Below are 23,452 nucleotides of genomic sequence, written 5' to 3'. Positions count from 1 at the left end.
GCATCGGTACGGGTCCTCCCTCCGGCCTCTCAGCCGTTGTCGGCGTGAAGGGGCCGGCCCGCCGCGAAGACATGCCGGATCCGGCGGAGCGCGTCCAGCTCGGCCGAAGGGTCGCCGTCGACGACGATGAGGTCCGCGCGCCTGCCCGGGGCCAGAACACCCGCGTCGGCGAGCCCGAGAGCGTGCGCGGCGTTCACCGTCGCCATGTCCAGGATCTCGGTGTTCCCGAACCCGATGGACGCGAAGAATTCGAGCATGCCGACGTAGTCGCCGAACCGCGCTCCCGGCACGCCCGCGTCGGTCCCGGCGATGAACCGGACACCGGCCTCGCGCATCTCCCCGATGGACTCGACCATCTGCTGGGCGCGTTCGGGGCCCATCTGCTTGAGGAACAGCCGCCAGTCCCCGGAGACGCAGCGGCAGACGGAAACATCGTTGTCTACGATCCGGCGGGTGACCTCCGGGTCGTAGACGATGCCCTCGGCGGTGCGCCAGGAGCAGTGCTCGATGGTCCGGACGCCGGCGTCCACGCACTCGGCGATGGTCTCCGTGCCGTGGGCGTGGGCGGCCACCCCCAGACCGTGGTGCGCCGCTTCCCGGACGATCAGACGGAGCCGGTCGGGGGTGAACTGCGGCTCCCACATGCGCGGGCCGCCGGGGGTGAGCGCGCCGCCCGAGGCCATGACCTTGATCAGGTCGGCTCCGGCCGCCGCGTTGCGGGCGATCTGCTCGCGGATCTCCTCGTCCGTGGTGACCTCGCCGCCCAGGAAACCGCAGTGCCCGCCGCGTGAGGTGATCGGCGCGGTGGCGGTGACGATCCGGGGCCCGGCGACGGCCCCCGAGGCGATGGAGTCGCGCAGCGCCACGGCGAGCCCGCCGCGGTCGCCGAGATCCCGTGCGGTGGTCACCCCCGCGGCGAGCAGCTGCCGGGCCCGGTCCGCCATGGCCGCGGACAGTTCACCGGGGGTGGCGTCGACCACCGCGCTGACGAGGTCCGGGCCCGCGTCGAAGGCAAGGTGGACATGACAGTCCATCATCCCGGGCATCAGGGTCGCCCCGGGACAGCGCAACCGGGGCACCTGCGCGTCGACCGACGCGTCCAGCTCGGCGGCGGGGCCGACGGCGGCGATGACACCGGAGTCGGCGTCGACGAGTACGGCACCATCGGCGATCAGTTGATTCGCGGGGCCGGCGATGACACGGTCCGCGGTGATCAATATCTTGCTCACGATTCCCTTTCGTGCAGAAACCTGGATATGGCGATGAGTTCACGGGCGTCGGCGTCCAGGTCCCCGCCGACGGGTATCGCCACGGGGACCGCGGACACCCCGACGTACGGGGACTCCGCCCTCGCATTCGCCATATTCGTCGAATTCAGGGCCAGCGCCTCGGTGATGTGCCGGGCGAGCTGGTCGGCGGGAGCACGGGCGAGGTCGGCCTCGGGCGCGACCTGCCTCAGATACGGGCTCAGCCGCACCAGTCCGTCGCGGCACTCGATGAACCTCCGGTAGAACCGCTGCTCCTGGGTGCGGTACCGATACGGACGACGCCACCGGAAGCCGGCCGACGGCTGATCCAGGACGAGTTCCGGGTAGGCGGCGGTCAGCGCCGTCCACAGGGGAGTGAGTTCGCGGTGCATACGGCGGTGGTGCGCGACCGACCGCAGCCTGATGAACAGCTGCACGGAGGCCGAGTAGCAGATTCCCGCGAGCGTGATCCCCATCGCCCAGTTGGAAATCGACCAGTTGACGGTGTTGAGCTCCTGGTGCGACCCGGGTTCGCCGATGCGCAGCACCACCAGGATCATCCGGTTCACCGAGGTCAGGGCCAGCCCGAAGAGCCCCAGGGCCACGATCAGCAGGCCGTAGCCGAGATGCTGGGCCGCTTTCCGGGCGTAACGCAGGGCCCACCGTCCGGAGGCCAGATAGGCATGGATGAAGTACGCGTTCCCGATGACGTAGAACGAGGCGATGGCCGGCTCCGCCATGTGCGGGGTGGCCAGCGAGTGACCGCGCATCGCCGCGGGCGTGACGGCCATGGAGACGACCAGGGCGATCAGGACGCCGGCGAGGAGGGCGGTCTCCACCCGGAGACGGCGGTCGTGCGCGGCGCGCGTGCCGCGCACCGAGAAGACGAAGAACAGCTGAAGGGCGAACAGGCCGGAGATGTAGATCCCGTTGAACGCCACCTTCCCGACCCCCACGGCCGTGGCGCTGTCGATCGAGCCGATGATCCCGGGAATGCTCAGAGCCTCGCCGACCAGCAACAGCGACAGACTGGCGACAAGGATGCGCAGCACCCGGTCGTGCGTGGCGCGCGCCAGGTCGATGCTCTTCCAGAGCACCCCGACGGCCAGCAGGACAATCAGCGGAATCTGGAACATCACATCCACCCCCAGCGGGGATGGAGCGCGGAGCGGAGCGGCCCGAGGTCCGAGTCCTCCGAGGCGGGGAGAGTGACACGGGTCATCATGGATGACCATTCCAGAATGATGGTCGCGACCATCTCGGCCTCACGCTCGTGTTCCTCGCTGTACGCGGTGCGTCGCAACACGCTGGTGATGACGTCGTACGAGATGTTCGGCAGCAGGTCCTGCCAGACCTCGTGGTCCGGCTCGCCCTCGTTGTGGTCGGCGAGTATATGGCCGATCTCATGCAGGATGATGTGGTCCTGGTGGGCCGGGCTGGTTTCCCGCTGATAGAAAATATAATCCGCGTCGCCCGCGTCGATCCATATGCCGAAGGGGCCCGACACGGGCAGGGCATAGGGAACGAGGTGAATAGGATGACCCCGGTATTCACCCAGAAGCCTGCACAGCTCATGCATCTGAATCGGGTGTTTTATACCGAGGCTTCTGAGGAAGCGCTTGCAGCGCTTCCGTAACCTACGCTCGTTCAAGGCCGTACCCCCGCTTGCAAGTCCGCCGGGCGCGCCCCCGAAAAAAGCATGCGCCAGAGAGCGCCCCGCCCACCCGATCGTTGCCATCGGGTGGCCGGATGGCAAGAGTTCAACGACTTCCACGGTGATGTTGACTCAAAAAGACCTCACTGATTGCGGCAGCCCCGTCCTTGTCATCGGGAAGTCCGCTGAAATGTCCGTGCCGCCACCCTCCCCGGCCGCCGCGATTCGCGGGACGATGGCGATGCCGATGGCGTACGGGGGGATCCGGCACGGTGCCCGCCGCGCCGGGGCCGAAGCTGCGCCGCCGGGAAAGCGGAATCCTGTTTACTGTCCGGTCCAGGAGGTTCCCATGGACGACGGACTCGCCGAGCGCCTCCGTCTCTTCCGCGAGAGCGGCCACGTCCGGCCCGCCGTGGCCGACTTCGTCGCCGCCGAGCTGGCCGCGCTCGCCGACGAGGGCCACACCGTCACCGAGGCGACGGCGGGCATGCTGACGAGCCATCTGGTCATGGCCCTCACCCGGCTTCTCGACGGAGCGCCGGTCGAGCCCTCCCCCGCCGACGGGCGGATGGCCGCGGAGCTGACCGCCCACCCGGCGGCGGTGGCGCGCGCCCGCGCCGTCGCCGCCCGCGCGGGCCGGGAGCTGGGCGGCGCGCTGCCGGAGGCCGAGGTCGCCTTCCTCGGGATGCATCTGGCGGTGCTCGGACGGCCGACCGCCCCCTGACGCCCCCGCCCCCGCCGCCCCGCCAGCAGAGAAGGAGCAGCCAGCCATGAAGATCCTCACCGGTGGAGTCGGCAAGGCCGAGACCGCGGAAGCGGTCAGGGAGCTGGGCCTCGGCGGCGTCGAGGTCATCGTCTCCAGCGACATGGACGCGGCGGTACGGCTCCGCTCGGGCGGGGCGGACTACTACCTCGGCACCTGCCACACCGGGGCCGGGGCCTCCCTCGGTGTGCTCGTCGCCCTGCTGGGGCAGGGCGTGTGCCACACCTTCGGGCGCTCCGTACCCACCCCGGAGGAGGTCGCGGAGCTGCTCCGGGGCGGCAAGCGGGTCTTCGGCTTCTCGCTGGACAGGATCGACACGGTCGCCCCCGCTCTCGCCCGTGCCATCGCCGACCGGGTCTGAGACGTCCAGACCTGAGGCGTCCAGACCTGCGGCGTCCAGACCTGAGCCGCCGAGGGCCCGAGGCACCGGGCCCCGGGCGTCCGAAGGAGTGATTCCGTGAGCGGCACGGCTCTCGACTTCTCCCTCACCCAGCAGCTGACCGTGACGGCCCTCTGCGCGCTGTCGGCGTTCATCGCCCACCGGGCCCTCGCCGTCTTCAACGACGGAGTGCGCCCCTTCCTCCTGGACTTCATCCAGGGCCGCACCACCCGCGGGGCCACCACCGCGGTCTCCTTCGGCCTCTCCGCCGGTTTCGTCTTCGGGCTCGGCGCGCCGATGGCGCTCTCCACCGGGGTGCTCAACCCCTGGCTGCTCTTCCTCCCCACCGATGTCCTCGGGCTGCTCGCCCCCAGGAAGTGGCTCGCCCCGGTGCTCGGCGGGGCCTGGGGCGCGGTGGTCGTCCTCGGCCTGGACGGCGCGAACGGCCTCGCGCACGAGCTGCCCGTCGACTTCCTCACGGCGATGCGGCGGATGGCGACGCCGATCCTCTTCCTCTTCGCGCTCTTCCCGGTGCTCGCCGTCACCCGGCAGTTCGGCCGGCTGCTCGGCGGGGTCGCGGGGGTCCTCGAACTCGCCCTGACCGTGCTGACCATGAAGCTCTGGCCACAGATGTTCGCCGGGTCGCTCGCCATGGCGGCGGGCGTGCTGATGCTCATCGGGCTCGCCGTGACACGGGATCTCCGCGGACGGCGGGCGGAGCGGGCGAAAGCGGGGGCCCTCCCGGCAGGGGCCCTCCCGGCCGGACCGCCCGGCGACGGCGACGGCGACGGCGAGGACCTCATGGCCTCCCTCTTCAGCGCGAGCGCGGCCCGCCTCCGCCGCCATCTGCCGCTCTTCATGCTGCTGGGCGCGGGCGTCGCCGTCCTCGCCCAGAGCCATGTGCTCGGCGGCGGCGAGGCCACCAGCTTCCTGATCGCCAAGGGCGACTACACCGAGGCCGCGCAGGTCGACTTCTACCGCGCCTTCGGCTTCCTCCCGCTGATCGCGACGACCGCGCTGGCCTCCGGCGCGTACGGCATCGCGGGCTTCACCTTCGTCTACCCCATCGGCTATCTGATGCCGAACCCCGCCCTCGCCGCCCTCGCCGGGGCCGCCGTCTTCGCGGCCGAGGTGCTGGCGCTCGCCGCCATCGGACGGCTCCTCGGCCGGCTGCCCGCCGTACGCGACTCCTCGGAGCAGCTGCGCGCCGCCATCACCGACGCGCTCCAGCTGGCGATCCTCTTCGGCTCGCTGCTGGCCGCCGAGGCCATGGGCGGCGGGCTCGGGATCATGGTCGTCGGCGGACTGTGGCTGCTCAACGAGGCGATGGGACGGCCCGTGGTGCGGATGGCGGCAGCCCCCGCCGCGGTGATCGCCGGCGGAGTGCTCCTCAACCTCCTGTACTGGCTGGACCTCTTCACCCCGGTCACCGGCTGACCCGCCCGTGGAGCCCCCGTGAACCGAACCCACCCACCGCCGCCACCGCCGCCCGTGGTGCTGCACACGGTCACCGGCCCGCTCCCCCTCGACCGCGTGACGGGCCCGGTCCTCGCCCATGAGCACCTCGTCCTCGATCTCGACCGTACGGGCGAGGGCGCCGCCGTCCTCGGCCGGCGGCACTCCCCGGCGGTCGCCGCCGAGCTGGCCGGGCTGCGCGAGGAGTTCGGGCTCTCCCTGGTGGTCGAGGTGACCTGCCGGGGCATGGGCCGCGACGTACCCGCGCTGGCAGAGATCTCCCGGGCGTCGGGCGTCGCCGTGACCGCCGCCACCGGCTGGTACTACGAGCGCTTCCACACCCCCGACACCGTCGGCCGCGAGGTGGCGGAACTGGCGGAGACGCTGGTACGGGAGATCACCGACGGCATCGGCGACGGCGGCGGAACCGGCGGCGTCCGGCCGGCCGTGATCGGCGAGATCGGCAGCCACGGCGAGACGCCGAGCGGGCCCGAGGCCCGGGTGCTGCGCGCGGCGGCGCGGGCGGCGCTGGCCACCGGCCTCCCGGTCGCCACCCACGCGGGGCTGGGCCGGGGCGGACCCGCCCAGCTCGATCTGCTCGCCGGGGAGGGGCTGGCCCCGGAGCGGATCGCCATCGGCCACCAGGACCTGCTGGACCGCCCGGCGACCCATCGCGCGCTGGCGGCGGCGGGCGCGTACGTCTCCTTCGACACCGTCGGCAAGGAGCACTACCGCAGCGACGCGACCCGGCTGCGGCTGCTGCTGGCGCTGCTGGACGCCGGCCACGCGGACCGGGCGCTGCTCAGCTGCGACATCTCACGCCACGGCTATCTGCGGACCGAGGGCGGACCGGGGTACGGGCACCTCCTCCGGGTCTTCCTGCCGAGGCTGCGCGCGGCCGGCGCGGACGAGGAGCTGCTCGACCTGATCACCCGGCGCAACCCGCTGCGCCTCCTCACCGGCACCGACCCCGGCCCGCGCCGCCGCCCGCACCCCGCCCCGGACCCCCTCGAAGGCCCCGAACCCCTCGATCCGCGCACCCCGCAGGAGCCCTGATGCCCGCCCTCCCCCGCACTCTCCCCCGTACCTTCCCCCTCCCCACCGTCCCGCTCCAGGACGCCATCGCCCGGCAGTTCCGCCTCCTGGAGTGCACAGCCGCCCACTTCGAGGGCCAGGAGCTGTTCACGGCGGACGCCGGAATCGTGCCGGGCCTCGGCCGCCCGCTCGCCACCGCCCGGGTGGAGGCGGTACTCGCCGACTTCCTCCGCGCGCCGGACGCGGCCCTGGTCCAGGGCGCGGGCACCGGGGCGATCCGGGCCGCCCTGCACGCCATGGCCCGGGCCATGGCCCGCTCCGCCGACCCCCGCGAGCGGGAACGCGAACTCCTCATCCACCGCGCCCCCGTGTACCGCACCACCGGCACCACCCTGCGGAGCATGGGAGTCCGCACCGCCGAGGCCGACTTCAACGACCCGGACGCGCTGCGCACCGCGCTCGGCCGCGCCCGCTGGGCCTACATCCAGCACACCCGCCAGCGCCTCGGCGACTCCTACGACCTCGGCGCGACCCTCGCCGCCTGCCGGGAGGCGGGGGTGCGCACCATCGTCGACGACAACTACGCGGTGCTGCGGGTCCCGGCCTGCGGGGTCGAACTCGGGGCGGACGCCTCCTGCTTCTCCCTCTTCAAGCTGCACGGTCCCGAGGGCGTCGGCATCGTCGCGGGCGCCCCCGACCTCGTCGCCCGGGTCCGCGCCGACAACTACTCGGGCGGCGGCCAGGTCCAGGGCCACCAGGCGCTGGACGCCCTGCGCGCCCTCACCCACGTACCGGTGATGTGGTCGATCCAGTCCCGAGTCACCCAGGAGATCGCCGACCGGCTGGCCGCCGGGGAGGTGCCGGGCGTGGCGGAGGTGGCGATCGCCAATGCCCAGGACCGCTGTCTGCTGGTACGCCTGGACCGTCCCGTCGCCCGCGAACTGCCCGCCGTCGCGGCCCGCTTCGGGGCCGCGCCGCACCCCGTGGGCGCGAACTCCCGCTACGAGATCGCCCCGCTGATCTACCGGATGTCCTCCTCCACCCTGGACGACTGCCCCGGGCTCGCCGACTGGACCGTGCGCGTGAACCCGATGCGCGCGGGCGCGAACCTGGTCATCGGCCTGCTCCGCAGCGCCCTCGCGGCACTCCCCGAACCCGCCGCCGAGCCCGCCGAAGCTCCTGAAACGGCCGTCGCGACGCCCCGGGCCTGACCGCCGTGTTCCTCGACACCGTCCTCGCCCGCAACCCCGCCCTGGTGACGGCAGCCGCCGCCCTCCACCAGCGGGGCGACATCCCGCCCGACACCTATGTCATGGACCTCGACGCCGTCGAGTCCAACGCCGCGCTGCTCGCCGCCGAGGCGGACCGGCTCGGTCTGACGCTCTGGTTCATGGCCAAACACCTCGGCCGCAACCCCGAGCTGATCCGGGCGATCGCCCGCGCCATCCCCCGGTACGCGGCCGTCGACGCCGACGAGGCCCGGGCCCTCGAAGCCGCCGGGGCCCGCCCCGGCAATCTCGGCCATCTCGTACAGATCCCGCGCCGCGCCCTGCCCGGACTGCTCGCCAGCCGGCCCACCGCGGTCACCGTGTACGACCTGGCCAACGCCCGCGCGGTGTCGGAGGCGGCGGTACGGCTGGGGTACGCGCAGGACATCCTCGTGCGCCTCGAATCCGCCCCCGGCACCGGCCACCCCGGCCAGGAGGGCGGGGTGCCCCTCCCGGCGCTGGCCGGTTTCGCGGCGGCGGCCGGGCGGCTCCCCGGGGTACGGATCGCGGGGGTCACCGCCTTCCCCTGTCTGCGCTGCGACCCGGTCACCGGGGAGCCCCGCCCGACGCCGAATCTGGGACTCCTGCTGACGGCGCGCGAGACACTGCGCGGGCTCGGTCACCGCGATCTCTCCGTCAGCGCCCCCGGCGCGACCTCCGTGGCCGCGCTGCCGCTGCTCGCCTCGGCGGGCGCGACCCACGCGGAGCCCGGTCACGCCCTCACCGGCACCACACCCCTGCACGCGGTGGATCCGCACCGGCCGGAGAAGCCCGCGTACGTGTACGTCACCGAGGTCGCCCACACCCTCGCGGACGGCCGCCCGGCGCTCTTCGGCGGCGGCTTCTACCCGCGCGGCCGGGTGGCGAGCGCCCTGCTCCCGCGCGGCGGTCTCCGGCTGCGGGTGGCGGACGCGCCCGCCGGGAACATCGACTACTACCGGCTGCTCGCGGCCCCCGCCGCCCCCGGGGCCGTGCGGACCGGCGACACGGCGGTGCTCGCCTTCCGTACCCAGATCTTCGTCACCCGCTCGACGGTCGCCGTCGTCTCGGGCCTCTCGGACCGCTCCGCGGGCTCCCCCCGGCTGACCGGCCTGTACGACTCCCGGGGCCGCCCCCTCTGATCCGCGAGGGGGTACGCCGAAGGCCCGTGCCCCGGCCGCCCCGAACGGGGGACGGCCGGGGCACGGGCCCCAATGACCGGCTACGCGCCGAGCAGCTTGCGGACGCGGTCCATGCCGACCGCCAGCAGCAGCGTGGGCAGCCGCGGCCCGGTCTCCCGGGTCACCAGCAGCCGGTAGAGCAGGGCGAAGAACGTCCGCTGGGCGGTCTTCAGCTCAGGGGTCGGCTTGGCGTCCGGCTCCAGCCCCGCCATCACCTTCGGCACCCCGTAGACCAGGGTGGTCAGGCCGTCGAGGGACCAGTGCGACTCCAGGCCCGCCAGCAGCCTGCGCAGCGACTCGCGGCCCTCCTCGTCCAGCGAGGCGAGCAGCTCGGCGTCGGGCTCCTCGCGCACGATGGTGCGCGCGTCGGCCGGGACCTGGCTGGTGATCCAGTTCTCCGCGCGGTCCAGCCTCGGCCGGGCCTCGTCGAGCGAGGCGATCGGGTTCTCCGGGTCCAGCTCGCTCAGGATGCGGATGGTCTGCTCGTCGTGTCCGGCGGTGATGTCCGCGACGGACGCCAGCGTGCGGTACGGCAGCGGCCTCGGGGTGCTCGGCAGCTCCCCGGCGGCGGTGCGCACGGCGCGGGAGTACGCCGCCGCGTCGGCGGGCAGCGCGGAGCCGTCCGCGACCTTCGCCGCGAGCTTGTCCCACTCGTCGTACAGCCGCTGGATCTCCTGGTCGAAGGCGATCTTGAAGGCCTGGTTGGGCCGGCGGCGCGCGTACAGCCAGCGCAGCAGCGGCGCTTCCATGATCTTCAGCGCGTCGGCCGGGGTGGGGACCCCGCCCTTGGACGACGACATCTTCGCCATGCCGCTGATGCCGACGAAGGCGTACATCGGCCCGATCGGCTGCTTGCCGCCGAAGATGCCGACGATCTCGCCGCCGACCTGGAACGAGGACCCGGGCGAGGAGTGGTCGACCCCGCTCGGCTCGAAGATCACGCCCTCGTACGCCCAGCGCATCGGCCAGTCGACCTTCCACACCAGCTTGCCGCGGTCGAACTCGCTCAGCCGGACGGTCTCGGTGAAACCGCAGGCCGAGCAGGTGTACGTCAGCTCGGTGGTGTCGTCGTCGTAGGCCGTGACGGTGGTGAGGTCCTTCTCGCAGCCGCCGCAGTAGGGCTTGTACGGGAAGTAACCGGAGGAGGTCGCGCCGTCGTCCTCGCCCGCCGCGCCGGAGCCCTCGGCGGCCTCCAGCTCGGCCTCGTCGACCGGCTTCTGCGACTTCTTCGGCGGGGCCTTCTTGGTGCGGTACTGAGCGAGGATCGCGTCGATGTCGCCGCGGTGCCGCATCGCGTGCAGCACCTGCTCGCGGTAGGCCCCGGCGGTGTACTGCGCGGTCTGGCTGATGCCGTCGTACTCGACGCCCAGCTCGGCCAGGGACTCGACCATCGCGGCCTTGAAGTGCTCCGCCCAGTTCGCGTGGGGGGAGCCCTTGGGCGCGGGCACCGAGGTCAGCGGGCGGCCGATGTACTCGGCCCAGCTCTCGTCGACGCCCTCGACGCCGGCCGGCACCTTGCGGTACCGGTCGTAGTCGTCCCAGGAGATCAGATGGCGGACCTGATAGCCCCGCCGGCGGACCTCGTCGGCGACCAGGTGCGGGGTCATCACCTCGCGGAGATTGCCCAGGTGAATGGGGCCGGAGGGGGAGAGTCCGGACGCGACGACGACGGGGGCGGTCGCGGCCGACGGTTTCGCCCCGGGCGCACGCCGTTCCGATTCCGCAATGACCTCGTCCGCGAAACGGGAGACCCAGTCGGTCTCGGTGCTGCTCTGAGCCACGATCGGCACGTCCTTCTTCCTCAATCGTCGGTTGAGGCCATTCTCCCAGACGCGAGGACCCGCTCCGGGGTTTTCCACAGCTGCGGAGAGTGAGCCCGGTCCCCCGTGGGACACTTGACATCCACCTACCCCGACCTTCAGGAACGGAAGATCATGGCCGCGGTCCCTTCCCTCGCCTCGCATGTGCAGCAGCGCCTCGCGGACGCCCTCTCGGCAGCCCTGCCGGAGGCCGGCTCCGCCGACCCGCTGCTGCGACGAAGCGACCGGGCCGACTTCCAGGCCAACGGCATCCTGGCGCTCGCCAAGAAGACGAAGGCCAATCCGCGCGAGCTGGCGGTCAAGGTCGTCGAGGCGATCGGGGCCGATGACGCGCTCCAGGAGATCGAGGTCTCCGGACCGGGCTTCCTCAACATCACCGTGAGCGACGCGGCGATCGTCCGCACCCTGGCCGCCCGCGCCGCCGACGACCGTCTCGGCGTGCCGTTCAACGAGCACCCGGGCACCACCGTGATCGACTACGCCCAGCCGAACGTGGCCAAGGAGATGCACGTCGGCCATCTGCGGTCGGCCGTGATCGGCGCGGCGATGGTCGAGATCCTGGAGTTCACCGGCGAGACGGTGATCCGCCGCCACCACATCGGCGACTGGGGCACCCAGTTCGGCATGCTCATCCAGTATCTGATCGAGCACCCGCACGAGCTGGACCACAAGAGCGAGGGGGAGGTCTCCGGCGAGGAGGCGATGTCCTCGCTGAACCGCCTCTACAAGGCCTCCCGCGCGGCCTTCGACTCCGACGAGGAGTTCAAGGCCCGCTCCCGGGACCGGGTGGTCGCCCTCCAGTCGGGCGACCCCGAGACCCGCGCCCTGTGGCAGCGGTTCGTGGACGAGTCGAAGATCTACTTCTACTCGGTCTTCGACCGGCTGGACATGGAGATCCACGACGCCGACGTGGTCGGCGAGTCCGGTTACAACGACATGCTGGACGAGACCTGCCGCATCCTGGAGGAGTCGGGCGTCGCGGTCCGCTCCGAGGGCGCGCTCTGTGTCTTCTTCGACGACGTCAAGGGCCCGGACGGCAAGCCGACCCCGCTGATCGTCAAGAAGTCGAACGGCGGCTACGGCTACGCGGCCACCGACCTCTCCGCCATCCGCGACCGGGTCTCCGCTCTCCAGGCCGACACCCTGGTCTATGTGGTGGACGCCCGGCAGGCCCTGCACTTCAAGATGGTCTTCGAGACCGCCCGCCGGGCCGGCTGGCTCAATGACGAGGTCAAGGCGGTCCAGCTGGCCTTCGGCACGGTCCTCGGCGCGGACGGCAAGCCGTTCAAGACCCGTGAGGGCGAGACCGTGCGGCTGGTGGACCTGCTCGCCGAGGCGGTGCAGCACGCCACCGCCGTCGTCCGCGAGAAGGACAGGCAGAACCAGCTGACCGAGGCCGAGATCGCCGAGCGCGGCGAGCAGGTCGGCATCGGCGCGATCAAGTACGCGGACCTGTCGACCTCGGCCACCCGCGACTACCGCTTCGACCTGGACCAGATGGTGTCCCTCAACGGCGACACCTCCGTCTACCTCCAGTACGCGTACGCCAGGATCCAGTCGATCAAGCGCAATGCCGGCGAGTTCCGCCCGGCCGCCCACCCCGAGCTGCCGCTCGCCCCCGCCGAGCGGGCCCTCGGTCTGCACCTGGACCGGTTCGCCGAGACGGTCGCCGAGGTGGCCGCCGCCTACGAGCCGCACAAGCTGGCCGCGTACCTCTACCAGCTGGCCTCGCACCTGACCAAGTTCTACGACCAGTGCCATGTGCTGAGCGCGGACAACCCGCCGGAGGTCGTGGAGAACCGGCTGTTCCTGATCGACCTGACCGCCCGCACCCTCCACCAGGGCATGGCCCTGCTGGGCATCCGTACCCCCGAGCGCCTCTAGGCATCCGCCTGTCCCCGAGGGCCCCGGCCGATGACGGCCGGGGCCCTCGGGGCTGCTCAGGCCAGGGGGTGGGAGGTCCGCCCGGAGGCCTCGTCGATCTCGGTGTGGGCTTTTCTCAGCAGCTGGGACGAGATGTCCATGAGCGCGCGGGCAGCCGCGATCTCCTCCCCGACCCGGAGCTGTTCCGAGTCGGACGGATGGCGCTGCGCATGGCCGTGCCCGCGCACTTCCGTCCCGTCCGCGAGTCTGACCATGGCGGCGGCGCGGGTGCTGTCGCCCTCCTCGCGGAATTCCAGCTCGATGTGCCATCCGACGAGTGTCTGCATGGTGGATCACCTCCAGCGGTACGTCTCCAGGGTGCGCCCGAAGGCCGCAGATCACCACTTTCCGGCGGGCCCGCGCCTCCCACGGCTTACCTTCTGGTGGGTACGCACTCATTAGTCGGTACTTGTGGCTCCCGCCGCGCGCGATGAGGATCGAGGAACACCCCAGGCCATTCACCGAGGAGCCTCCCCATGTCCGCGCCCGTCTCCCCCTCCCTCTCTCCCTCGTCCTCCTCTTCCTCCGTCTCCGTGCTGGGTCTCGGCATGATGGGCTCGGCCCTCGCCTCGGCCCTGCTCGACGCCGGTCACCGGGTGACCGTCTGGAACCGGACCTTCGCCAGGACCGGCCCGCTCGCGGACCGGGGCGCGGTCGCCGTAAAAACGGCGGCCGAGGCCGTCGCGGCGAGCGAGCTGGTGATTCTGTGCCTGCTGGACAACGGAAACGTGCGGGAGGTCCTCGACTCGCTCGGCGAGGAGGCGGCGGGCCGGACGCTGGTCAATCTGACCAATGGGACGCCCCGGCAGGCGCGTGATCTCGCGGTGTGGGCCGGCGGGCGCGGGGCCCGCTATCTGGACGGCGGGATCATGGCGGTTCCCCAGATGATCGCGGGACCGGCCGCCTATGTCTTCTACAGCGGCGACGAGAAGGCGTTCGGGGAGCACGAGTCCACCCTCGCCGCGTTCGGCGGCGCACAGTTCGTCGGGGCCGACGCCGGTTTCGCGGCGCTCTACGACATCGCCCTGCTCACCGGCATGTACGGGATGATGATCGGCGTCTTCCAGGCGTTCGCGCTGGCCCGTACGGAGAACATCCCGGCGACCGAGGTCGCCGGCCCGCTCACCGATTGGGTCGGCGCGATGCTGACCGGTGCCCGGCCCTGGGCCGAGGCGATCGACTCGGGCGAGCATCTCACCGATGTCTCCAGTCTCGCCGTCAATCACGCGGCGGTACCCAACTTTGTGGAGACCTTCCGGGACCAGGGTCTGGACCCCGCCTTCTTCGAGCAGCTGCAGAAGCTGCTGGTGCGCGGGATCGAGCGGGGGCACAGCGCGGACGGCCTCTCCCGACTGGCTGATCTCTTGAAGAAGTAGCGGCTCAGAACAAGCCGCCACACCTCTTTCGATGGCATTTGGGGGTCAACAGCCCCCGGAAACATATGCGTTGTGAAAGTGGATTCACATTGGTCTATACCTTGACTGCACCCCGTCAAGACGCTTCAGTAGAGCGAACCCCCACCACCACGGCGCACCGGGAACCCCCCGGACTCCCCCCACCGGGCGGACCCGGTACGGCCGTTGACGCACGAAGGAGACACTCCGTGCTGAAGCAGCGCATCAAATCGGTGCTCGTCGCCGTGCTCGCCGCCGCGGGCCTCGCGGCGGCCAGCCTGATCCCCACGGCGACGCCCGCCGCGGCCGACGAGTGCACCTCGGCCCCCAACTGGCGCGCCGGGACCAATTACGTCCAGGGCAACGTCGTCAAGTACACCGACGGCAACTACTACATCGCCGAGCACGCCAACCCCGGCTACGACCCCACGGTCAGCACCTGGTTCTGGAACCCGCACACCTGTAGTGGTGGCGGGAACCCCAACCCGAGCGGCTTCGTGGTGACCGAGGCACAGTTCAACCAGATGTTCCCTGGCCGGAATTCGTTCTACACCTACAAGGGTCTGACGGACGCGCTGAGCGCGTTCCCCGCCTTCGCGAAGACCGGCAGCGACACGGTGAAGAAGCAGGAGGCCGCGGCCTTCCTCGCCAACGTCAGCCACGAGACCGGCGGCCTGGTCCACATCGTCGAGCAGAACACCGCCAACTACCCGCACTACTGCGACCGTACCCAGCCCTACGGCTGCCCGGCCGGCCAGGCCGCGTACTACGGCCGCGGCCCGATCCAGCTCAGCTGGAACTTCAACTACAAGGCCGCCGGCGACCACCTCGGCATCGACCTGCTGAACCAGCCCTCGCGGGTCCAGACGGACGCGGCCGTGGCCTGGAAGACGGGCCTCTGGTACTGGAACACCCAGACCGGCCCCGGCACCATGACCGGCCACTCGGCCATGGTCAACCAGTCTGGTTTCGGCCAGACGATCCGGTCCATCAACGGCTCGCTGGAGTGCAACGGCGGTAACCCGGCCCAGGTTCAGAGCCGGGTGAACAAGTACACCCAGTTCACTCAGATCCTGGGTGTGCCGACGGGCGCCAACCTCTACTGCTGATCGGAAAGGGAGAGCGCTCCCACACACCGCGGGCCGGGGTCTCCACCCCGGCCCGCGGTGTGTTTGCAGGTCAACGGGGGTTCATATCAAGTGGGTTACTACGGAATCTCGCATTGGTCTATACCTTGACTGCACCCCTCGGGGGGCGCTTGGGTGTGGCGTACACCCCGCCACGGCGTGCTCACGGTCATCTCTGTTCCCAACAGACCGTCCAGGCATGTCCGTTGACGCACGAAAGGCATAGTCGTGCTCAGAGAACGAATGAAGTCACTCATGGTCGGCGTAGTCGCGGCCGGATCCCTCGCGGCGACGGCGCTCATGCCGACCGCCACGGCCACCGCGGCCACCACGCCCGTGGACGAGTGCGCGATCGCGCCCACGTGGACCGCCGGTGCCAACTACCAGGCCAATGACATCGTCAAGCACAGCGACGGCAAGATCTACGTCGCCGAGCGGGACAACCCGGGCTACGACCCGACCGTCAGCACCTGGTACTGGAACCCGTACACCTGTGGCGGGAACGGGAACCCGAACCACAACAGCTTCGTGGTGACCGAGGCCCAGTTCAACCAGATGTTCCCCCGCCGGAACTCCTTCTACACGTACAAGGGTCTGACGGACGCCGCCAAGGCGTTCCCGAAGTTCGCCCACACCGGCACCGACACCATGCGCAAGCAGGAGGCCGCGGCCTTCCTCGCGAACGTCAGCCACGAGACCGGTGGCCTGTACTACATCCGCGAGATCAACGAGGCGAACTGGCCTCACTACTGTGACCGCGACCAGTCCTACGGCTGCCCGGCCGGCCAGTCCGCGTACTACGGCCGCGGCCCGATCCAGCTCAGCTGGAACTTCAACTACAAGGCCGCCGGCGACTTCCTCGGCATCGACCTGCTGAACAACCCGTACCTGGTCGAGACCGACCCGGCCGTCTCCATGATGACCGGTCTCTGGTACTGGAACACCCAGGACGGCCCCGGCCCGATCACCGGCCACGACTCCATGGTCAGCGGCGCCGGCTTCGGCCAGTCGATCCGTTCCATCAACGGCGCTCTTGAGTGCGAGGGCGGCAACCCCCGCCAGGTCGAGAGCCGGATCAACCGCTACAAGCAGTTCACCCAGATCCTGGGCGTGCCCACCGGCCCGAACCTGTCCTGCTGACGAACTGACCGTATGACGACGGGCCGGGGAGCGACTCCCCGGCCCGTCTCCGTCGTTTCCGAGGCTCCCGAGGTCAGAGGGAGCGCGCGACCTCGGTCGCCCAGTAGGTGAGGATCATGTCCGCACCCGCCCGCTTGATGCCCATGAGGCTCTCCAGGATCGCCTTGTCCCGGTCGATCCAGCCCCGCTCGGCGGCGGCCTCGACCATCGCGTACTCACCGCTGATCTGGTACGCCGCGACCGGTACGTCCACCGAGTCGGCGATCTTGGCGAGAACGTCCAGATAGGGCCCGGCGGGCTTCACCATGACGATGTCCGCGCCCTCCTCCAGGTCCAGGGCCAGCTCGCGCATCGACTCGCGCACATTGGCGGCGTCCTGCTGATAGGTCCTGCGGTCCCCGACCAGGGACGAGCCGACGGCCTCCCGGAAGGGCCCGTAGAACGCGGACGCGTACTTGACGGTGTACGCCAGGATCGCCACGTCCTCCTTGCCGATGGTGTCCAGCGCGTCCCGGACCACACCGACCTGGCCGTCCATCATCCCGCTGGGGCCGACCATATGGACGCCCGCGTCGGCCTGGACCTGGGCCATCTCCGCGTACCGCTCCAGCGTCGCGTCATTGTCGACCCGGCCGTCGTCGTCCAGGACCCCGCAGTGCCCGTGATCGGTGTACTCGTCGAGACAGAGATCCGACATGATCACCAGATCGTCGCCCACCTCGGCGCGCACATCGCGGATGGCGACCTGGAGAATCCCGTCCGGATCCGTGCCCGCGCTGCCCAGCGCGTCCTTCTTCGCGTCCTCCGGCACCCCGAAGAGCATGATCCCGGAGACCCCGGCCTGCCGGGCCTCGACGGCCGCCTTCCGCAGCGTGTCCCGGGTGTGCTGCACGACGCCCGGCATCGCCGAGATCGGCACGGGCTCGCTGATGCCCTCCCGTACGAACGCGGGAAGGATCAGGTCGGAGGGGTGCAGCCGGGTCTCGGCGACCATACGGCGGACGGCGGGCGAGGTCCGCAGACGGCGGGGCCGGGTGCCCGGGAAGGATCCATACACACTCATGCCCCCAACGCTACGCCCCGGCCGGCGAGAGCTTTACGCAGGTGCAGCGTGAGACCGATCTCGGAGACGTTTTTGGCCAGCTCGAAGTTGACCCAGGAGGCGATGTCGACCAGCGGCAGCCCCTCGCCCCAGGGGAGCCCCCGGGTCCGCTCGACGGAGTCCAGGTCGCTGTCGCCGAGCGTCAGCAGCTCCGCCCGCCAGCGGTCCTTCAGCTCCGTCACCCACCGGACCGCGCCGTCCGCGTCGCCCGGCCAGAAGATCTCCTCCCGCTCCGGCGACCCGCCGTCGAAGCAGTGCCCGAGCGTGGTGGTCCACCAGTAACCGATGTGCCAGGTGAGCCAGGCGATGCTGGTGGTGGGGACCGGCTCGGGCTCGGGCACCTGCCAGTCGGGGACCCACCGCCCCCGCTCGTCCTCGCGGACCGTCCAGGCCCCGGGCGCGGGCTCCCAGAGACAGGCGGCGTCGTCCAGGGCGGGGCGGTGATGGGCGAAGAGCGACCATACGGTGTCGAGCTGGCGCACAAGAAGATCGGCGCGGGCCGAGGCGGCCCGGACGGCCGGGGCTGAGGTCATCCCAGGAGCCTTCCACCCGGCCCGGCGGCCCGGCAATCGCTTTCCCGACCCCGGACACGGCCCCGGACACGGCCCCGGACCCCGGCCCCGGGCACGGCGAAGGGCGGGGCCGGGGAGAAAATCCCCCGCCCCGCCCTCGTGACTCACAGACGTGCGCCAGGCGCGCGCCGGTCAGGTGGTGCGCCGGCGTCTTCCGCCGGGGCGGCGCTCGGAAGGCCGGAGCACATGGTCGCCCGCCTCCACGGCGGTCGCCCGGCGCGCCGCGCCGAACTCCGCCAGCGCCTCGGCCAGCCGGTGCACCGAGGGCTCGGGCGACAGCACGTCCACCCGCAGCCCGTGCTCCTCCGCCGTCTTGGCGGTGGCCGGACCGATACAGGCGATCACGGTCACGTTGTGCGGCTTCCCGGCGATGCCCACCAGATTCCGCACGGTGGACGACGAGGTGAAGAGCACCGCGTCGAACCCGCCGCCCTTGATCGCCTCACGCGTCTCGGCCGGCGGCGGCGACGCCCGCACCGTCCGGTACGCGGTGACGTCGTCCACCTCCCAGCCCAGCTCGATCAGCCCGGCGACCAGCGTCTCCGTGGCGATGTCCGCACGCGGCAGGAACACCCGGTCGATCGGGTCGAAGACCGGGTCGTACGGCGGCCAGTCCTCCAGGAGGCCGGCCGCGGACTGCTCGCCGCTCGGCACCAGATCGGGCTTCACACCGAAGTCGATCAGCGCCCGCGCGGTCTGCTCGCCGACCGCCGCGACCTTGATCCCGGCGAAGGCGCGCGCGTCGAGCCCGTACTCCTCGAACTTCTCCCGCACCGCCTTCACCGCGTTGACCGAGGTGAAGGCGATCCACTCGTACCGCCCGGTGACCAGGCCCTTGACCGCCCGCTCCATCTGCTGCGGAGTGCGCGGCGGCTCGACGGCGATCGTCGGGACCTCGTGCGGGACGGCACCGTAGGACCGAAGCTGGTCGGAGAGCGACGCGGACTGCTCCTTGGTCCGCGGCACCAGCACCCGCCAGCCGAACAGCGGCTTCGACTCGAACCAGGCGAGCTGGTCGCGCTGCGCGGCGGAACTGCGCTCCCCGACCACGGCTATCACCGGCCGATGCCCGTCCGGGGACGGCAGCACCTTCGCCTGCTTCAGGGTCTGGGCGATGGAGCCGAGGGTCGCGGTCCAGGTCCGCTGCCGGGTCGTGGTGCCCCCGACGGTGACGGTCAGCGGGGTGTCGGGCTTGCGGCCCGCGGCCACCAGCTCGCTCGCCGCCGCCGCGACCGTGTCCAGCGTGGTCGAGACGACGACCGTGCCGTCGCTCGCGCCGACCTCGGTCCAGCACCGCTCGCTCGCGGTCCGGGCGTCCACGAACCGGACGTCCGTCCCCTGCGCGTCCCGCAGCGGGACACCGGCGTACGCGGGCACGCCGACGGCGGTGGCGACACCCGGCACGACCTCGAAGGGAATCCCCTCCGCGGCGCACGCGAGCATCTCCTGCCCGGCGTCCGCGTCCAGTCCCGGATCACCGGTCACCGCACGGACGACCCGCTTGCCGCCCCGCGCGGCCTCCATGACAAGATTGACCGCATCCCTGAGTACGGGGATTCCGGCGGCTGTTGACGCATCGTCAGCAACTGTCGGCTCAGGCGTGCTGACGCTCGCCCGCGCATGGCCGCGTACCACTTCGAGCACATCCGGCTCGGCGATGAGTACGTCGGCTCCCGCGAGTGCCTCGACAGCGCGCAGTGTCAGCAGTCCGGGATCGCCGGGACCGGCGCCGAGGAAAGTGACGTGCCCGTGTGCCGAGAACGCCGAGGACGGGTTGGTGGTGGGGCTCAATGTGCTCGCTCCCCCATAAGACCGGCCGCACCCTTGGCGAGCATCTCGGACGCGAGTTCGCGACCGAGCGCGATGGCGTCGCCGTGCGACGTGGGTACGGGACCGGTGGTGGACAGCTGCACCAGCGTCGAGCCGTCGGTGGTGCCGACGACGCCGCGCAGGCGCATCTCAGTGACAGCCTCCTCCTCGCCCAACAGGTCGGCGAGCGCACCCACAGGTGCGCTGCAGCCGGCCTCCAGGGCGGCGAGCAGGGATCGCTCGGCGGTCACGGCGACCCGGGTTCGCGGGTCGTCGAGCTCACCGAGCAGAGCGGCGAGGGCTGCGTTATCCGCAGCGCACTCGATCGCCAGTGCCCCCTGGCCGGGGGCGGGCAGGACGGAGTCGACCGACAGGAAGTCGGTCACCTCGTCAGCACGCCCGATCCGGTTGAGACCGGCCGCGGCGAGTACCACCGCGTCCAGCTCCCCTTTTCGGACGTATCCGATCCGAGTGTCGATATTGCCACGGATCGGCACGGTCTCTATCCGCGTGTGGTGCGCGCGGGCGTACGCGTTCAGCTGCGCCATCCGGCGCGGCGAGCCGGTGCCGACCCGCGCGCCCTCCGGAAGCCGCCCGAACGCCAGGCCGTCCCGGGCCACCAGCACGTCCCTGGGGTCCTCGCGCGGCGGGACCGCGGCGAGGACCAGCTCATCGGGCTGCGTGGTGGGAAGGTCCTTCAGCGAGTGAACGGCGAAGTCCACCTCATCGCGGAGCAGCGCCTCCCGCAGCGCGGCGACGAACACTCCGGTGCCGCCGATCTGCGCGAGCTGCTCACGGGAGACGTCCCCGTACGTGGTGATCTCGACCAGCTCGACGGAGCGGCCGGTCAGCCGGCTCACCGCCCGGGCCACCTGCCCGGACTGGGCCAGGGCGAGCTTGCTGCGCCTGGTCCCGAGCCTCAGTGCCCTCTCGGTCATACTCGCCCTCGGTTCTTGACGTCTGCGTCATTCAGGTCGGCCCGGCTGACGGAGGCGACCGTCTCCGGGGCAAGGTCGAAAAGTGTCCGCAGCGCGTCCGCGTACCCCGCGCCGCCGGGCTCGCTCGCGAGCTGCTTCACCCGCACGGTGGGCGCGTGAAGAAGCTTGTCGACCACCCGGCGAACGGTCTGGCCGATCTCCGCGCGCTGCTTCTCGTCGAGGGCGGGGAGCCGCCCTTCGAGCCGGGCGATCTCGCCGGCGACGACATCGGCGGCCATGGCGCGCAGGGCGACCACGGTCGGAGTGATGTGCGCCGCCCGCTGGGCGGCCCCGAAGGCCGCGACCTCGTCGGAGACGATCCGGCGCACCTGGTCCACATCGGCGGCCATCGGCGCGTCGGCGGAGGCCTCGGCGAGCGATTCGATGTCGACCAGCCGGACGCCGGGGATCCGGTGCACGGCATGGTCGATGTCACGGGGCATGGCGAGATCGAGCAGGGCCATCCGCACGGGTCCCTCGCCGGCGCCCGCCACCGCGGTGGATCCGGTGCGGACCCGGCGCGGGGCGTTCTCCGTCCACAGGCCATGCTGGGCGAGCGCCTCGGCGGAGTGCTGCTCGTCGAGACCCACCGGGCAGCCGCCCCTGGACTCGCCCTGCTCGGCCTCGGTGTCCTGGGTCGTGACGCCGAAGCTCTCGCCGCCCGCCAGAACCCCGGCGGAACGGTCCGTCACCCGTCCGTCGCGCGCCGCGGCGGCGGCGAGCCGGGCCACCAGACTGCCGTCCGGGGCCCGCAGCCGGTCGGCGTCGGAGCCGCCGCCGCCCGCGGACTCGGCGAGAGCCGCGGCGACCGCGTCGGCGGTCAGCACGAGACCGGTGGCCCCGGTGCAGGACACCACGGCGTCGGCACGTGTCAGCTCGTCGGCCACGGCCGTCATCGGCACGGCCCGGACCGAGACCCCGCCCGGCCCGGAGAGCGCGGCGGCCAGCCGCTCGGCGCGCTCCAGCGTGCGGTTGGCGATCACCAGCTCGCGTACGCCGAGCCTGGCCAGCGTCGTCGCGGCGAGGGAGGACATCGACCCCGCGCCGATCACGAGCACCCGCTTGTCGGCCGCCCATCCGGCGACGTCGGAGCCGTCGGCGAGCTGCTCCAGACCGAAGGTGACGAGCGACTGCCCGGCCCGGTCGATCCCGGTCTCGCTGTGGGCGCGCTTGCCGACCCGCAGGGACTGCTGGAAGAGATCGTTGATCAGGCGGCCCGCGGTGTGCAGGCCCTGACCGGTCGCGAGGGCGTCCTTTATCTGACCGAGGATCTGGCCCTCGCCGACGACCATCGAGTCCAGACCGCAGGCCACCGAGAAGAGATGGTGAACGGCCCGGTCCTCGTAGTGGACGTACAGATAGGGGGTCAGCTCCTCAAGGCCCACCCCGCTGTGCTGGGCGAGCAGGGTGGACAGCTCGGCGACGCCCGCGTGGAACTTCTCCACGTCCGCGTACAGCTCGATGCGGTTGCAGGTGGCCAGCACCGTCGCCTCGGCGGCGGGCTCGGCGGCCAGCGTGTCCGTCAGCAGCTTGGCCTGCGCGTCAGCCGACAGCGAGGCGCGCTCCAGCACGCTCACCGGTGCGCTGCGGTGGCTCAGTCCGACGACCAGAAGGCTCATGCCGGCATCACGGCGGGCATGTCCCCGTCAGGACCTTTCCGGCCCGCGGCGGCCTCGGCCTCCTCGCCGGCCTTCCGCTGCTCGTGGAAGGCGAGGATCTGGAGTTCGATCGAGAGGTCGACCTTGCGCACATCGACGCCGTCCGGCACGGACAGCACGGTGGGGGCGAAGTTCAGGATGGAGGTCACACCGGCCGCGACAAGACGCTCGCACACCTGCTGCGCGGCGCCCGCGGGCGTGGCGATGACACCGATCGACACCCCGTTGTCGCTGATGATGCTCTCCAGCTCATCGGTGTGCTGGACGGCGATCCCGGCCACCGGCTTCCCGGCCATCGCCGGATCGGCGTCGATCAGCGCCGCGACCCGGAACCCCCGGGAGGCGAATCCGCCGTAGTTGGCGAGGGCCGCGCCGAGGTTTCCGATACCGACGATCACCACGGGCCAGTCCTGGGTCAGCCCCAGCTCACGGGAGATCTGGTAGACGAGGTACTCGACGTCGTAGCCGACACCGCGGGTCCCGTAGGAGCCCAGGTACGAGAAGTCCTTGCGCAGCTTCGCGGAGTTCACTCCGGCCGCCGCCGCCAGCTCCTCGGAGGAGACGGTGGGCACGGAGCGCTCGGAGAGCGCGGTCAGCGCCCGCAGGTACAGCGGGAGCCGGGCGACGGTGGCCTCGGGGATTCCTCGGCTACGGGTCGCCGGTCGGTGATTTCGGCCAGTTGCCACGGTGCTCCTGCGGGATGAGCGAGGCTCTAGGCGGCCGTGTGTTCCAAGACCGCCCCGTCGAATGCAGGCTATGTCTTTGTGAACGCGTGCACAAAGATGGTGTCCGTTTTGTCCGAGCAAAGTGATCGGGGTCACGCGATAGGGCAGCGCAAAGGCGGAACCGCGAACCAGCTCGGGCCGTTGTAGACGTGATGGGGGCAAAGCAGCGCACGCTCCTCACCTGATCACCCCCCGAGACCGCTCCACTGTGCCCTGTCACCCCGGAATCCCGATAGAGCCATGA

General features: G+C 71.3%; 21 protein-coding genes. 10 read left to right on the top strand and 11 right to left on the bottom strand.

All coding sequences use genetic code 11. The features are described from left to right. Positions 1–29: 29 nt before the first annotated feature. From ABD371_RS28785 to ABD371_RS28775, 3 genes are read right to left on the bottom strand one after another with little or no spacing between them, the layout of a single operon-like run. Complete coding sequence (locus ABD371_RS28785) at positions 30–1,229, bottom strand: amidohydrolase family protein (RefSeq protein WP_344483188.1); 1,200 nt, start codon at positions 1,227–1,229, stop codon at positions 30–32. After that, positions 1,226–2,383 (bottom strand): MAB_1171c family putative transporter, encoded by a 1,158-nt coding sequence (locus ABD371_RS28780; RefSeq protein WP_344483185.1) that lies wholly within the window; start codon positions 2,381–2,383, stop codon positions 1,226–1,228. The genes ABD371_RS28785 and ABD371_RS28780 overlap by 4 nt, the downstream gene beginning before the upstream one ends. Continuing rightward, complete coding sequence (locus ABD371_RS28775; RefSeq protein WP_344483182.1) at positions 2,383–2,754, bottom strand: hypothetical protein; 372 nt, start codon at positions 2,752–2,754, stop codon at positions 2,383–2,385. The genes ABD371_RS28780 and ABD371_RS28775 overlap by 1 nt, the downstream gene beginning before the upstream one ends. A gap of 496 nt (positions 2,755–3,250) precedes the next feature. Here ABD371_RS28775 and ABD371_RS28770 point away from each other — a divergent pair, with 496 nt between their 5' ends. The 6 genes from ABD371_RS28770 to ABD371_RS28745 all read left to right on the top strand — a co-directional run bounded on the left by ABD371_RS28770 (position 3,251) and on the right by ABD371_RS28745 (position 8,922). Next, positions 3,251–3,625: a transcriptional antiterminator gene (locus tag ABD371_RS28770; RefSeq protein WP_344483179.1), complete on the top strand. Its 375-nt coding sequence runs from the start codon at positions 3,251–3,253 to the stop codon at positions 3,623–3,625. Positions 3,626–3,671: 46 nt separating this feature from the next. Beyond that, positions 3,672–4,025 (top strand): DUF2620 domain-containing protein, encoded by a 354-nt coding sequence (locus ABD371_RS28765; protein ID WP_344483176.1) that lies wholly within the window; start codon positions 3,672–3,674, stop codon positions 4,023–4,025. A gap of 96 nt (positions 4,026–4,121) precedes the next feature. Further along, positions 4,122–5,480, top strand: coding sequence for a YhfT family protein (locus ABD371_RS28760; protein ID WP_344483173.1), 1,359 nt, complete (start codon positions 4,122–4,124; stop codon positions 5,478–5,480). 18 nt (positions 5,481–5,498) lie between these two features. Continuing rightward, positions 5,499–6,554: a phosphotriesterase family protein gene (locus ABD371_RS28755; RefSeq protein WP_344483170.1), complete on the top strand. Its 1,056-nt coding sequence runs from the start codon at positions 5,499–5,501 to the stop codon at positions 6,552–6,554. Continuing rightward, a complete protein-coding gene (locus ABD371_RS28750) occupies positions 6,554–7,744 on the top strand; it encodes an aminotransferase class V-fold PLP-dependent enzyme (protein ID WP_344483167.1) in 1,191 nt (396 codons plus the stop codon). The genes ABD371_RS28755 and ABD371_RS28750 overlap by 1 nt, the downstream gene beginning before the upstream one ends. A gap of 5 nt (positions 7,745–7,749) precedes the next feature. After that, positions 7,750–8,922: an alanine racemase gene (locus ABD371_RS28745; RefSeq protein WP_344483164.1), complete on the top strand. Its 1,173-nt coding sequence runs from the start codon at positions 7,750–7,752 to the stop codon at positions 8,920–8,922. An 80-nt stretch (positions 8,923–9,002) separates the two neighbouring features. Here the strand turns inward: ABD371_RS28745 and lysS are convergent, their stop codons facing one another. Continuing rightward, positions 9,003–10,751 carry a lysine--tRNA ligase gene (gene lysS, locus ABD371_RS28740; protein ID WP_344483162.1) on the bottom strand — a complete coding sequence of 583 codons (1,749 nt, stop codon included), beginning with the start codon at positions 10,749–10,751 and terminating at the stop codon, positions 9,003–9,005. 144 nt (positions 10,752–10,895) lie between these two features. Between lysS and argS the strand changes: the two genes are divergently transcribed. Continuing rightward, the gene (gene argS, locus ABD371_RS28735) at positions 10,896–12,665 is read left to right on the top strand and encodes an arginine--tRNA ligase (protein WP_344483160.1); all 1,770 of its coding nucleotides are present in this window, start codon (positions 10,896–10,898) and stop codon (positions 12,663–12,665) included. Between the two features lie 56 nt (positions 12,666–12,721). On the opposite strand, the gene ABD371_RS28730 is transcribed toward argS, so the two are convergent. Beyond that, positions 12,722–12,991 (bottom strand): DUF1876 domain-containing protein, encoded by a 270-nt coding sequence (locus tag ABD371_RS28730; RefSeq protein ID WP_190125881.1) that lies wholly within the window; start codon positions 12,989–12,991, stop codon positions 12,722–12,724. A gap of 189 nt (positions 12,992–13,180) precedes the next feature. Here ABD371_RS28730 and ABD371_RS28725 point away from each other — a divergent pair, with 189 nt between their 5' ends. The 3 genes from ABD371_RS28725 to ABD371_RS28715 all read left to right on the top strand — a co-directional run bounded on the left by ABD371_RS28725 (position 13,181) and on the right by ABD371_RS28715 (position 16,365). After that, positions 13,181–14,080, top strand: coding sequence for an NAD(P)-dependent oxidoreductase (locus ABD371_RS28725; protein WP_344483156.1), 900 nt, complete (start codon positions 13,181–13,183; stop codon positions 14,078–14,080). Positions 14,081–14,310: 230 nt separating this feature from the next. Then, positions 14,311–15,207 (top strand): glycoside hydrolase family 19 protein, encoded by an 897-nt coding sequence (locus ABD371_RS28720; protein ID WP_381735017.1) that lies wholly within the window; start codon positions 14,311–14,313, stop codon positions 15,205–15,207. A gap of 246 nt (positions 15,208–15,453) precedes the next feature. Then, entirely contained in the window at positions 15,454–16,365 is a 912-nt protein-coding gene (locus ABD371_RS28715; RefSeq protein ID WP_344483150.1) for a glycoside hydrolase family 19 protein, read from the top strand. 73 nt (positions 16,366–16,438) lie between these two features. Here the strand turns inward: ABD371_RS28715 and hemB are convergent, their stop codons facing one another. The 6 genes from hemB to ABD371_RS28685 all read right to left on the bottom strand — a co-directional run bounded on the left by hemB (position 16,439) and on the right by ABD371_RS28685 (position 23,169). After that, positions 16,439–17,428 carry a porphobilinogen synthase gene (gene hemB, locus ABD371_RS28710; protein ID WP_344483147.1) on the bottom strand — a complete coding sequence of 330 codons (990 nt, stop codon included), beginning with the start codon at positions 17,426–17,428 and terminating at the stop codon, positions 16,439–16,441. Then, on the bottom strand, positions 17,425–18,000 hold the full coding sequence (locus tag ABD371_RS28705) for a DinB family protein (protein ID WP_344483144.1): 576 nt from the start codon (positions 17,998–18,000) through the stop codon (positions 17,425–17,427). Before ABD371_RS28705 ends, hemB begins: the two co-directional genes overlap by 4 nt. 171 nt (positions 18,001–18,171) lie before the next feature. Continuing rightward, positions 18,172–19,830, bottom strand: a complete 1,659-nt coding sequence (locus ABD371_RS28700; protein WP_344483141.1) for a bifunctional uroporphyrinogen-III C-methyltransferase/uroporphyrinogen-III synthase — start codon at positions 19,828–19,830, stop codon at positions 18,172–18,174. After that, positions 19,827–20,786, bottom strand: coding sequence for a hydroxymethylbilane synthase (hemC, locus tag ABD371_RS28695; RefSeq protein WP_344483138.1), 960 nt, complete (start codon positions 20,784–20,786; stop codon positions 19,827–19,829). The genes ABD371_RS28700 and hemC overlap by 4 nt, the downstream gene beginning before the upstream one ends. Then, positions 20,783–22,444 carry a glutamyl-tRNA reductase gene (locus ABD371_RS28690; RefSeq protein WP_344483135.1) on the bottom strand — a complete coding sequence of 554 codons (1,662 nt, stop codon included), beginning with the start codon at positions 22,442–22,444 and terminating at the stop codon, positions 20,783–20,785. The genes hemC and ABD371_RS28690 overlap by 4 nt, the downstream gene beginning before the upstream one ends. Further along, a complete protein-coding gene (locus ABD371_RS28685; RefSeq protein ID WP_344483132.1) occupies positions 22,441–23,169 on the bottom strand; it encodes a redox-sensing transcriptional repressor Rex in 729 nt (242 codons plus the stop codon). The genes ABD371_RS28690 and ABD371_RS28685 overlap by 4 nt, the downstream gene beginning before the upstream one ends. Positions 23,170–23,452 lie beyond the last annotated feature (283 nt).

The organism is Streptomyces amakusaensis (assembly GCF_039532665.1).
Lineage (GTDB): Bacteria > Actinomycetota > Actinomycetes > Streptomycetales > Streptomycetaceae > Streptomyces > Streptomyces amakusaensis.
Note: the sequence above shows the minus strand (reverse complement) of the source record. Positions and strands in the feature narration are given on the sequence as shown.

Excerpts from the sequence above, each read along its gene's own strand:
- argS (WP_344483160.1), top strand. The coding sequence starts at position 10,896 with ATGGCCGCGGTCCCTTCCCTCGCCTCGCATGTGCAGCAGCGCCTCGCG.
- ABD371_RS28765 (WP_344483176.1), top strand. The coding sequence starts at position 3,672 with ATGAAGATCCTCACCGGTGGAGTCGGCAAGGCCGAGACCGCGGAAGCG.
- ABD371_RS28750 (WP_344483167.1), top strand. The coding sequence starts at position 6,554 with ATGCCCGCCCTCCCCCGCACTCTCCCCCGTACCTTCCCCCTCCCCACC.
- ABD371_RS28730 (WP_190125881.1), bottom strand. The coding sequence starts at position 12,991 with ATGCAGACACTCGTCGGATGGCACATCGAGCTGGAATTCCGCGAGGAG.
- ABD371_RS28725 (WP_344483156.1), top strand. The coding sequence starts at position 13,181 with ATGTCCGCGCCCGTCTCCCCCTCCCTCTCTCCCTCGTCCTCCTCTTCC.
- ABD371_RS28690 (WP_344483135.1), bottom strand. The coding sequence starts at position 22,444 with ATGAGCCTTCTGGTCGTCGGACTGAGCCACCGCAGCGCACCGGTGAGC.
- ABD371_RS28780 (WP_344483185.1), bottom strand. The coding sequence starts at position 2,383 with ATGTTCCAGATTCCGCTGATTGTCCTGCTGGCCGTCGGGGTGCTCTGG.
- ABD371_RS28705 (WP_344483144.1), bottom strand. The coding sequence starts at position 18,000 with ATGACCTCAGCCCCGGCCGTCCGGGCCGCCTCGGCCCGCGCCGATCTT.
- hemB (WP_344483147.1), bottom strand. The coding sequence starts at position 17,428 with ATGAGTGTGTATGGATCCTTCCCGGGCACCCGGCCCCGCCGTCTGCGG.
- hemC (WP_344483138.1), bottom strand. The coding sequence starts at position 20,786 with ATGACCGAGAGGGCACTGAGGCTCGGGACCAGGCGCAGCAAGCTCGCC.
- ABD371_RS28770 (WP_344483179.1), top strand. The coding sequence starts at position 3,251 with ATGGACGACGGACTCGCCGAGCGCCTCCGTCTCTTCCGCGAGAGCGGC.